This window comes from Bacteroides sp. D20, assembly GCF_003436255.1.
GTDB lineage: Bacteria > Bacteroidota > Bacteroidia > Bacteroidales > Bacteroidaceae > Bacteroides > Bacteroides uniformis.
Genome location: NZ_QSOO01000010.1, coordinates 139,556 through 151,068, shown reverse-complemented (window position 1 = coordinate 151,068; position 11,513 = coordinate 139,556). Strand labels below are relative to the sequence as shown.

11 protein-coding genes and 1 tRNA gene are annotated in these 11,513 nt (G+C 43.3%); 10 read left to right on the top strand and 2 right to left on the bottom strand.

Going from position 1 to position 11,513, the window contains the following annotated elements; all coding sequences use genetic code 11:
* Nucleotides 1-1,312 precede the first annotated feature (1,312 nt).
* The 8 genes from sppA to DXD78_RS12195 all read left to right on the top strand — a co-directional run bounded on the left by sppA (nt 1,313) and on the right by DXD78_RS12195 (nt 8,766).
* Nucleotides 1,313-3,082 (top strand): signal peptide peptidase SppA, encoded by a 1,770-nt coding sequence (gene sppA / locus DXD78_RS12230; protein WP_009037012.1) that lies wholly within the window; start codon nt 1,313-1,315, stop codon nt 3,080-3,082.
* The gene (gene lpxK / locus DXD78_RS12225; protein ID WP_009037013.1) at nt 3,083-4,213 is read left to right on the top strand and encodes a tetraacyldisaccharide 4'-kinase; all 1,131 of its coding nucleotides are present in this window, start codon (nt 3,083-3,085) and stop codon (nt 4,211-4,213) included.
* Complete coding sequence (locus tag DXD78_RS12220; protein WP_009037014.1) at nt 4,152-4,961, top strand: purine-nucleoside phosphorylase; 810 nt, start codon at nt 4,152-4,154, stop codon at nt 4,959-4,961. The genes lpxK and DXD78_RS12220 overlap by 62 nt, the downstream gene beginning before the upstream one ends.
* A 6-nt stretch (nt 4,962-4,967) precedes the next feature.
* On the top strand, nt 4,968-6,017 hold the full coding sequence (gene thiL / locus DXD78_RS12215) for a thiamine-phosphate kinase (RefSeq protein WP_005828671.1): 1,050 nt from the start codon (nt 4,968-4,970) through the stop codon (nt 6,015-6,017).
* 143 nt (nt 6,018-6,160) lie between these two features.
* Nucleotides 6,161-6,233, top strand: a tRNA-Phe gene (locus tag DXD78_RS12210).
* A gap of 251 nt (nt 6,234-6,484) precedes the next feature.
* Nucleotides 6,485-7,702 carry a site-specific integrase gene (locus DXD78_RS12205; protein ID WP_117652755.1) on the top strand — a complete coding sequence of 406 codons (1,218 nt, stop codon included), beginning with the start codon at nt 6,485-6,487 and terminating at the stop codon, nt 7,700-7,702.
* 53 nt (nt 7,703-7,755) lie between these two features.
* Nucleotides 7,756-8,106 carry a hypothetical protein gene (locus DXD78_RS12200; protein ID WP_117652754.1) on the top strand — a complete coding sequence of 117 codons (351 nt, stop codon included), beginning with the start codon at nt 7,756-7,758 and terminating at the stop codon, nt 8,104-8,106.
* A 219-nt stretch (nt 8,107-8,325) separates the two neighbouring features.
* Nucleotides 8,326-8,766, top strand: a complete 441-nt coding sequence (locus DXD78_RS12195; protein ID WP_117652753.1) for a hypothetical protein — start codon at nt 8,326-8,328, stop codon at nt 8,764-8,766.
* A gap of 108 nt (nt 8,767-8,874) precedes the next feature.
* On the opposite strand, the gene DXD78_RS12190 is transcribed toward DXD78_RS12195, so the two are convergent.
* Entirely contained in the window at nt 8,875-9,156 is a 282-nt protein-coding gene (locus DXD78_RS12190; RefSeq protein WP_117652752.1) for a helix-turn-helix domain-containing protein, read from the bottom strand.
* A 4-nt stretch (nt 9,157-9,160) separates the two neighbouring features.
* The gene (locus DXD78_RS12185) at nt 9,161-9,448 is read right to left on the bottom strand and encodes a helix-turn-helix domain-containing protein (protein WP_117652751.1); all 288 of its coding nucleotides are present in this window, start codon (nt 9,446-9,448) and stop codon (nt 9,161-9,163) included.
* Nucleotides 9,449-9,787: 339 nt separating this feature from the next.
* Here DXD78_RS12185 and DXD78_RS12180 point away from each other — a divergent pair, with 339 nt between their 5' ends.
* Both DXD78_RS12180 and DXD78_RS12175 read left to right on the top strand, forming a co-directional pair.
* Nucleotides 9,788-10,096 (top strand): helix-turn-helix domain-containing protein, encoded by a 309-nt coding sequence (locus DXD78_RS12180; RefSeq protein WP_117652750.1) that lies wholly within the window; start codon nt 9,788-9,790, stop codon nt 10,094-10,096.
* Nucleotides 10,077-11,309, top strand: coding sequence for a VapE domain-containing protein (locus DXD78_RS12175; RefSeq protein ID WP_117652749.1), 1,233 nt, complete (start codon nt 10,077-10,079; stop codon nt 11,307-11,309). Before DXD78_RS12180 ends, DXD78_RS12175 begins: the two co-directional genes overlap by 20 nt.
* The last annotated feature ends 204 nt before the right edge of the window (nt 11,310-11,513 follow it).

The following is an 11,513-nucleotide window of genomic DNA, read 5'->3' as shown; positions in this document are numbered from 1 at the left end:
TTCATCCTGAGCCAGGATCAAACTCTTCATTGTAAAAGTATCTTGACTGCGCATATTAAAAATTAAAGTGCGGCAGCTTAATTATCTGTTCAGGACGCTCGAATTCAAAAAGCTTATCTTTACCTATTTATATAAAACAGGTATTGACGGTTCTTTTGTTTTACCCAGGTACGACGCGCCTTAATTATTAGTTTCTAATTATTAATTTGCGAAGCACCTGCTCTTGTACTACTTGTATTGTTTATGTAAATCTGTTCAAAGATCGCTCGTTTCACGATTGCTGTTCTTTTCAGAAAGCGGATGCAAAGGTAAGAACTTTAAAGCATATCTTCCAAATATTTTCGGAAGTTTTTTTTTATTTTTCTCTTTTCTCTTTCCTCGTCGTCTCTCTTGTCGAAAGGGAGGCAAAAAGAAAAAGGAAGAAAAACCCGGTCACCGTTTCTTGAAAGAAGAATGTCAACTCGCGCTGCTTTCGTTTTCAAAAGCGGGTGCAAAGGTAAGAACTTTAAAGCATAACTTCCAAATGTTTCGGAAGTTTTTTTTCACTTTTCTTTTCCAAGGCCGAAGTTCCGAAAGAAACCTATGGCAAAGAAGAGAAAAATGGAAGCTTACCGCTCCGTTTTACTGTCAGAATGTCAAAACATCGCCGCCTTCGTTCCCGAAAGCGGATGCAAAAGTAGCGCTTTTACGGACATCTGCAAAATATATACAAGCTTTTTTTGAGGGTTTACGTGAACTTTTTCATAACTAGCTGATTGATAGATATGTTTTAAAGCATGTTTTTTAAAGGGAAAGAAAGGCAGGAAGGAAGGGGACACATTATATATATACGCGCGCGCATCGGAATATACTAAGTTCACCCCTTGACATAGACCACTGAACGGCCGGCACCACGCTTGAGGAGCCCAAAGAGAACTGACAATAAACCTGCGAAAGGCTACATCCGGAAAGCCCGGATACTAAACGAGAACTACTGAACAACTTTTCTCACTACAGATATGTTTCTTTCTTACCACACCCGCGTTTCTTTCTTTCCACAGCTGTGGTAAGAAAAGAACATTGCTGTGGAAAGATTAGTTTTTAGAGAAACAGACTCAGAAAGTAAAGAGATAGCAATTATATCTGGCATTTTAGAAACTAACTATCCATAAAGAACGAAATGAAATACTTCAAAGATAAAAGAAAAGAGAATGAAATCTCCCATAATACTGTGACAAACCGAAAAACTCAGCGACAGATAGGGTAAATATCAACCTAATTATTTATCTTTGTTAGCTTTTAAAAGTTAGCATACTAAAAACAATAAAGTGCAATGAAAGATTTTCTGAAATTTACGTTTGCCACCATTACCGGCATCATCGTATCAGTCGTTGTTTTAGTTTTCAGCAGTATTCTGGTGGTTTTCAGCATGGTATCATCTTCGGAGTCAGAAACGCAAGTACGCAAAAACTCCATTATGATGCTGGATTTGAATGGTGCACTGGCTGAACGCAGCCAAGACAATCCGTTCGATGCCCTTATGGGAGACAATTATAAGACTTATGGCCTGGATGATATCCTCTCTTCTATCAAAAAAGCAAAAGAGAATGACGACATTAAAGGTATCTATATAGAAGCGACTTCGCTGGGTGCAGGATTTGCTTCACGCGAAGAAATACGCAATGCATTGAAGGATTTCAAGGAATCGGGAAAATTCATCGTGGCTTATGGTGACAGCTATTCCCAAGGTCTTTATTATCTGTCAAGTGTAGCCGACAAGGTGTTGCTGAACCCGCAAGGTATGGTCGAGTGGAGGGGCTTGGCCGCTACCCCCATGTTCTTCAAGGATTTGCTGGCCAAAATCGGAGTAGAAATGCAGATATTCAAAGTAGGTACCTACAAATCGGCTGTAGAGCCTTTCATCTCTACCGAAATGAGCCCTGCCAACCGTGAACAAATCGACGCTTACCTGACCTCCATCTGGGGACAAGTGACCAATGATGTTGCAGAATCACGCAAAATATCTGTAGACTCACTGAACGCCATTGCCGACCGCATGTTGATGTTCTATCCCGCAGAAGAAAGTGTGCAATGCGGACTGGTCGATACATTAATATATAAGAATGATGTGCGCAACTACCTGAAAGCGATGGTAGGCATCGACAAAGACGACCGCATGCCCGTACTTGGTTTGCAGGACATGATTAACGTAAAGAAGAATGTTCCCAAAGACAAAAGTGGAAATGTGATTGCCGTATACTATGCCTATGGAGAAATTGACGGTGGTTCATCTTCTGCCTCCAGCGAAGAAGGCATCGACTCTAAAAAGGTGATTAAAGACCTGCGCAAGCTGAAAGATGACGAAGATGTAAAAGCTGTAGTATTACGCGTAAACTCACCGGGCGGAAGCGCCTATGGTTCAGAACAGATATGGTATGCCGTCAGCGAATTGAAGAAAGAGAAACCAGTCATTGTTTCCATGGGTGACTATGCAGCTTCAGGAGGTTACTACATTTCTTGTAATGCAGACACCATCGTGGCCGAGCCTACCACACTGACGGGTTCTATCGGCATCTTCGGCATGTTCCCCAACGCAAAGGGGCTGACTGATAAAATCGGGGTAAATTTTGATGTAGTGAAAACCAATAAATACGCAGACTTCGGCATGCTGACACGCCCGATGAATGACGGGGAAAAAGGGCTGATGCAAATGTATGTGAACAACGGATATGACCTCTTCCTCACCCGCTGCTCCGATGGCCGAGGCATCAGCAAGGAAGACCTGGATAAAATTGCCCAAGGCCGTGTATGGACCGGAAGCAAGGCCAAGGAACTAGGACTAGTCGACGAATTGGGTGGTTTGGACAAAGCTTTGGACATTGCCATTGCAAAGGCCGGAGTAGATGCCTATACCGTGATGAGCTATCCGAAAAAGGAAAGTTTCTTTGAAAGTCTGATGAACACCAATCCGGGTAACTACATCAAAGCACGTATGCTGAAAGGCACAATGGGCGAGATATACCAGCAGTTCAGCGTCCTGGAGAATTTTGACAAATGTGACCGTATACAAGCACGTGTCCCCTTTGAACTGAATATTCAATAAATGGAGGAAAACTTTATCAAGATATATCATTGGCTATATCCCCTATCATGGCTTTATGGGATAGGGGTATGCTTGCGAAATAAACTCTTTGACTGGGGCTGGCTCCGGTCAAAGAGTTTTGACGTTCCAGTAATATGCGTGGGCAATCTTGCTGTGGGCGGAACTGGCAAGACGCCACATACCGAATATCTGATAAAGCTATTACAAAAAAACGGAGTAAATGTAGCCACCCTCAGTCGGGGTTACAAGCGTAAAAGCCGAGGCTATGTATTGGCCGATGACAAGAGCAATGTACGCCAAATAGGTGACGAGCCGTATCAAATTAAAAATAAATTCCCCAATGCACGGGTAGCGGTAGACGAAAACCGTTGCCACGGCATTGAGCAACTGCTGAAACTGGAAAATCCCACTGTAGAAGCCATCATCCTGGACGATGCCTTCCAACATCGCCATGTAAAAGCTGGGCTGAACATTCTACTAACTGATTTTCACCGGTTACTGTGCGATGATGCCTTGCTCCCTGCCGGAAGACTCCGCGAACCTTCAAGCGGTAAAAACCGGGCACAGATGGTCATCGTTACCAAATGTCCGGATGATATCAAGCCGATAGACTTCAACATCATAGCTAAACGGCTCCACCTCTATCCATACCAACAACTGTATTTCTCCAGATTCCGCTATGGAATGTTGACACCGCTATTTCCCGAGAAAACGAACAGCCGGAAAGTGCTCTCCTCCCTCACCGGAGACGAGCAAGTACTGCTGGTGACAGGCATCGCCTCCCCCGCCCCCTTACAGAAAGAAGTGGAATCTTACACGCCACACGTCAAATTGCTGGCATTTGATGACCATCATGACTTTACTCCCAAGGATTTATTGCAAATAAAGGAACAATTCCAGCACCTGGAAGAGTGGAAAAGACTGATAATCACCACGGAGAAAGATGCGGCAAGGTTGAAACTCCATCCCGCACTGGACGAAACACTAAAGCCGTACATCTACGTGCTGCCGATAGAAATAGAAATCTTACAAAATCAACAATATATATTTAACCAAAACATTATTGGCTATGTTAGAGCGCATTCAAGAAACAGCAGCCTTTCTGAAGGGAAAGATGCACACCCAGCCTGAGACAGCAATCATCCTCGGTACCGGACTCGGCAGTCTTGCCGGTGAAATCACTGAAAAGTATGAGATAAGGTACGAAGAAATCCCCAATTTCCCCATCTCTACCGTAGAGGGACACAGCGGAAAACTTATCTTCGGCAAACTGGGCCATAAAGACATCATGGCGATGCAGGGACGTTTCCATTTTTACGAGGGCTATTCCATGAAGGAAGTAACCTTCCCGGTACGTGTAATGCGCGAACTGGGTATCAAGACCTTATTCGTTTCCAATGCCAGTGGCGGCACAAATCCGGACTTTGCGATCGGTGACCTGATGATTATCACCGACCATATAAACTACTTCCCCGAACATCCATTGCGTGGCAAAAACATACCTTACGGTCCTCGCTTCCCGGATATGAGCGAAGCTTATGACAAAGAGCTGATTCGTAAGGCCGACGCCATTGCGGCAGAAAAGGGCATCAAGGTTCAGCACGGTATCTATATCGGTACGCAAGGTCCCACATTCGAAACACCTGCGGAATACAAGATGTTCCATATTCTGGGTGCCGATGCAGTGGGCATGTCCACCGTGCCGGAAGTCATCGTGGCAAATCATTGCGGAATCAAAGTGTTCGGCGTATCTGTCATTACAGACCTGGGGGTAGAAGGTAAAATCGTAGAAGTCTCTCACGAAGAAGTGCAGAAAGCTGCAGACGAGGCACAACCGAGAATGACAGAGATTATGCGTGAATTGATTAATAGAGCATAAGAAAGCATGAGAACAGAAATAGCTACCCTCGGTGAATTCGGCCTCATCCGCCACCTCACCGAAGGCATTGAACTAAAGAATGAGTCGAGCCGATATGGTGTCGGAGATGATGCTGCCGTCCTCTCCTACCCGGCCGAAAAGGAAGTGCTCGTTACTACCGACTTGCTGATGGAAGGTGTCCATTTCGACCTTGTGTATGTACCGCTCAAGCATTTGGGGTATAAATCGGCCGTAGTCAATTTCTCCGATATCTATGCCATGAACGGCACACCGAAGCAGATTACCGTTTCCTTGGGCATATCCAAGCGTTTCAGTATAGAAGACATGGAGGAACTCTATGCCGGCATCCGTTTGGCTTGCGAAGAATATGATGTTGACATTGTGGGGGGAGACACCTCCGCTTCCTATACCGGGCTTACCATCAGCATCACCTGCATAGGCGAGGGTGAGAAAGGAAAAGTGGTCTACCGCAATGGTGCCCGTGAAACCGACCTGATTTGCGTCAGCGGCGACTTGGGTGCCGCCTACATGGGACTACAGCTTTTGGAACGCGAAAAGGCGGTGCTCAAAGGAGGTGACAAAGACTTGCAACCGGACTTCTCGGGGAAGGAGTATCTTCTGGAACGTCAATTGAAGCCCGAAGCACGCCGTGACATCATTCAGAAACTGGCAGAAGAGGGTATACAACCCACCTCCATGATGGATATATCGGACGGTCTTTCTTCGGAATTACTGCATATCTGTACCCAAAGCAAAGTGGGTTGCCGCGTTTACGAAGAACATATTCCTATCGACTATCAGACGGCTGTAATGGCAGAAGAATTCAATATGAACCTGAGCACTTGTGCACTGAACGGAGGCGAGGATTATGAGTTATTGTTCACCGTCCCCATTGCCGACCATGAAAAGGTTGCCGAAATGGAAGGCGTCAAGCTGATTGGCCATATCACCAAACCGGAATTAGGCTGCGCCCTAATTACCCGTGACGGTCAAGAGTTTGAACTCAAAGCACAAGGATGGAATCCTTTGAAGGAAGAAGAAGCGGAAAAAGCATAGCTATAAAACTTTTTCAGTATTTTTTCTCAAATCATAAACGCTGATAATTAGCCATATAGCCAATTATCAGCGTTTTTTATTATGAAAGCTATTGCATAGTCCAAAAGTTTCACTACCTTTGCAACCGCAAAAGAGATAAACATGGTGCCATAGCTCAGTTGGTAGAGCAAAGGACTGAAAATCCTTGTGTCCCCGGTTCGATTCCTGGTGGCACCACTTTTTAAGAAGGCAAAACGATGTAAATCCCTGAAATTCAAAGAAGTTCAGGGATTTTTCATTTCCAAGAGTAAGCAAAATTAGTGGGATTGAAGCAAACCATACGTCCTTATTCAAGGGACTGTTTTCAAAAGCCCGGAATGTTCCACTGCGAGGTATTTACTTCATTCTTTTACAGCATGTTGCACTATTTTACATAACAGGGTTCTCGGTTCGATTTCCTAACTTTGTATCATTAAAAATTGAGCCGTATGGAAAGAAAAAGATTCAGCGTGTTGTTTTTCATCAAGCGTAGCAAACTGTTAAAAAACGGGGAAGCCCCCGTGCGTGTACGTGTCACTTATGACCGCCTATACGTGGAACTTCAACTAAAGCGGAGCGTAAAAGTCCCACTTTGGTCACAGGAAAAAGAGAAATCGACAGGCAAAGACCGAAATTCAGTCGAACTTAACCATTACATTGACGCCTTGCGTGTGAAATTCTATCAGATTTACCAAGACTTGGAACTGGAGGGAAAGATTATCTCCGCACGTGCCATAGTGAACCGCTATCAGGGAAAGGACCAAACTTTCAAGACATTATACAATGTGTTCAAAGAGCATAACGACAACTGCCGGAAGCTAATCGGGACGGACTATGCCGACATCACCGTAAGACGTTACGATAACTGCCTTAAATATCTTATGGAACTGGTTAAACGGGATTACAAGGTAGATGATATGCTACTGCGTGAGGTAAACGGGGAGCTGGTGCGTAAATTCGATTTATACCTAAAGACGGAGAAGCATTGCGCACAAAATACCGTTATCCGGTACATGAAATGTTTTAAGAAAGTGATAAACCTTGCCATTGCCAACGAGTGGCTGACAAAGAACCCGTTTGCAGGAATCAAGTTTCACGAGGTGGAAGTAAACAAACAGTTCCTAAGCCAAGCCGAGATAAACCGGATATGGCAGAAAGAGTTCAAGATTGAACGGCTGGAACTGGTACGGGATGTTTTTATCTTCTGCGTATATACCGGGCTGGCATTCATAGACGTGTATAACTTGCGCCCCGAACACGTTTCAGAGGACAGCAACGGCAACCTGTGGATAGTGAAACCCCGTGAAAAGACAAACAATATCTGCAACATCCCGCTTTTGAGCATTCCCAAACAGATACTTGAAAAGTATAAGGATAACCCCTACTGCATGGATAAAGGAACTTTGTTGCCCGTTCCCTGCAATCAGAAGATGAACAGCTACCTGAAAGAGATTGCCGACCTGTGCAGTATTAAAAAGAACCTGACCACGCACACAGCCCGGCACAGTTTCGCTTCGGTTATTGCGCTGGCTAACAACGTGTCACTGCCGAACGTGGCTAAAATGCTGGGGCATTCATCCACCCGAATGACGCAGCATTATGCGAAAGTATTAGACCAAACGATACTAAGGGATATGCAAGAAGTTGAAAAGAAATTATCCTTTTGAAAAATAATATTTTTTGCATATATTTGCCGATATGAATTTAAAATATTTAATTTATGAAATTAGAAGAGATAAGAAGTCAGCTTTTGACACAATTGCAAATTAATTTAAATTATTGGGATGATGTTATCAATAATACTAATCCAGGAAACTATGGAGTAGAAGATTGGGATATTAGTATATCTCCTAATAACTTTTATGTCGATATACCTAACAAAACTTTCAGTTTTAAGGACATGAGTTTTACTGCAAAGGTTCTTTTAGGTGCATCACATGGTGACTCCAGTATCGAACAAGACTTTTCTACACGATTATATGGAAAAGGTACATTCGATTTTATTACCAATAAAGAAATTAAAATAGAAAATATTGAAATCTCACCAAACGTCAATTTAAACATCTATTAATTTCCTTCTTAGAATTAATATAATACAGTCAGCAACACAGTTTCAAAGAAAACATGGTTGCTGGCTGTATTGCAATCTTAACCTCTATATTTTAAGAAATCATTTCAAATATGACACACCGCTAATAAGTAGTGTATCAACTATAAAAGATTTAGAAGTGTCATTTTAGGTCTTTTTACCCTTATCTTTGCTATCTAATACCTTTAAATATATAGAAATATGAACGATACTTTTGTTTTTATCATTATTGACTGCTTGTTACTAATTATGTCAATACTATTTTTTTCTAAATATAATAATGGAAAAGGAGGTTCTTTGGGTTCTTTCAGAAAACGAGTATTATACTTTTTTTCAGTCTTATTATTCATAGGATTTGTCATCTGTGTAAACAAAACATTCTATTGTTACCAAGAGAAAAATCCAATCTATAAAGAATTACTAAATGCTTATGAAGAATTAGATTTAGCATTAAATACAGTTCCTCAATCGTCTATTATAATACAAGAAAAAAAGGATAATATTAAAAATATTTTGTTAGAGATGAATAATAACGATAAATATCACGAAGCTGAAATATATCTCAATCTTTTTAATGGACTAACATCTACCTTTATAGCTTTTATCATAGCCTTTACTTTTAAAAATAAAATTTTAGGCTAATAGTTATAGAGCCAGCAATAATGTTAAAAATCGTATTATTGCTGGTTCCTAATCATTAAGCCAATAAATATAGAAAATAAGATAGCTTTACATATAGTTTTCAAGATTTCATTTCTGATAGAACCTTTCCAACAAATCCATGATGTCACTTTCCTGATAGATGATTTTTCCCGGAAGCTGCACATACCCCAGCAGTCCCGCATCCCTGTAATCCTGCAACGTCCGTTTGCTGATGCAAAGCCGCTTGCATACCTCCTCGCCCGTCAGGTAGTGTTCACCGTTCAATACAGGGCGATAGTTCGTTACCACGTACTCCACGTTTTCCAGCACCCTGTCAAGAGAAGAAAACAGTACCAATGTGGTTTCGGAATCTTTCGTTATCAAATCCATACGCCTACTTTTTAGAATTGTCCCTTACCTGATTAAGCAGAAATGCTTCCACGTCCGAAGCCTTGTAGTAAATCTTGCCGTTAATCTGCGAATAAGGCAGTTTCCCCGTATCACGGTAGGTCTGCATCGTCCGGGCTGAAACGCTCAGCAGGCGGCAGGTCTCGCAGTTATCCAGCCATTTGTCACGCTTCCTGCGTAAAGGCACACAGAGCGCATCCACACGCCCCACAAAATTTTCAAACCTCTGTTTCCAAAGTTCAAAGGTTTTCTTTTCAATCGTCACTATTTCCATAACCTATATATTTATTCTTGTCAATACTCCGTTTTTCTTCACTGGTGCAAATATATAAGGCTGAATGACAGGTTGTTTCTTCCTGTCCGCAAATGACCTTGCGTGTCCGAAAATGTCCACCGCCAACCCAACAACAACACGAAAGAAACGAACCGATAACAAAAAAACTGTTTTTTCCCACTTCCTAAATTAAGTAAGGTAATGAACACAAAACCGTTTTCTATTTGCCGACATTAATTTGGTGCAGAGCGAAGCAAAGCGATTCCAAACGGCTGACACTTTGTTTTTTACCGATTTTTCTTATTTTATTTGTGGTGCTAATTCAAAAAATAAGCACTCATGAATAATCCTTTCGAAGAAATTTTCAAACGACTGGAGAACATCGAAAAGATGATTGCCCCGGTCATGGGCGTACAGCCCGAAGAACGGCAGGACGAAAAAGAGCCTGTGTTAGTCAAAATATCCGTTGCCAGCGGCATAACCGGGTATTCGGTCAATTATCTGTATCACTTAGCCAGCAAGAGGATGATACCGTGTGTCAAGCGTGGGCGTACCCTGCGTTTCGACATGGAGGAACTCAAAAAGTGGATGCAACAGCAGTATGTCCCGGCTTCTAACAGACTTCCCGATGAAAAAGAAAAGAGGTGATGAAACACGGCATATCGAGGGCTGGCAGTCAAAGAACGAGCGTATCGAAAGCCTGTTGAACATCCTGTATGATTTCCGGTTCAACACCGTAAAGAGCCGGACGGAATACCGGGCTGCGGATTCTTCGGACTTGTACCAGCCCGTTACGAAATTCGTCCTGAACTCGTTCAGACGCAGGTTGGATGCGACCGCTGGTATTGTCACCTCTGCCGAGAACATCCGTACCATACTGGAAAGCGATTTCGCAAGAAAGGTACATCCCATACGGGAATACTTCAACGCCCTGCCCTTACTGAATCCTGCCGAACATGGGCATATCGGCAGGCTTCTGAACACGGTACAGGTAGCCAACCCCGGCAAATGGGAGGAATATTTCACGAAATGGCTTGTCGGTGTGGTAGCCAACGCCATGAACGACACGGGGTGTCAGAACCATACTTGTTTGGTACTGACCGGGAACAGGCAGGGGCAGTTCAAATCGTGGTGGCTGGACAACCTTTGCCCGACACCGCTTAAGAACTACCTGTTCACCGGGAAGATAGACCCGCAGGGCAAAGACATCCTGACACTGATAGCCGAATACCTGTTCATCAACATTGACGACCAGCTAAAGGAACTCAACAAGCAGAACGAGAACGCATTGAAGAACCTTATCACCACCCCGGCGGTAAAGTACCGCAGACCGTATGATGTTTACATAGAGGAATACCCCCACCTCGCCAGCTTCATGGCTTCGGTGAACGGCAACGAGTTCCTGACCGACCCGACAGGCAGCAGGCGTTTCTTGCCGTTCGAGGTGCTGCGCATAGACAAGCCCACGGCAGAAAGCATCCGCATGGATAACGTCTATTCCGAAATCATGTACCTGTACCGTCAGGGCGTACGCTACTGGTTCAATGATGCGGAGATTGGGGAACTGCACCTGACAAATGCGGAATTTGAGGTGCAGACGGTCGAGTTCGAGATGCTGGCACAATACTTTGAGAAGCCGACAGAGGGGGAAGAAGCCCTGTTTTTTATGACAACGGCACAAATACTGGCACGCTTACGGGATATATGCCCCATACAACTATCTGAAAAACGGCTGGGGGAAGCGTTACGCAAAGCCGGGTTCAAACGGGTACAGAAACGTATCGACAAACAGACCTATTCGGTATATGGGTATAGGATAAAGCCTGTTCCAACATCCTGTACAAACAGCGATTACGGTTAGCACGGTCATTTTACGGTTGGTTATTACTGCAACGCAGTAACTGCCACAGTAAGATATATTTCTATTTTATATCCTGTATATCAAATATTTAACAATAGCGCAGTAAGCAGTAAGATAAAACCGCAAACTTTTGGAAAAGTTTGGAAAAAGAAAAACCGCAGGAATTATCAGGGTTATATTTCTATCTTCTTTTGAAGAAATAAC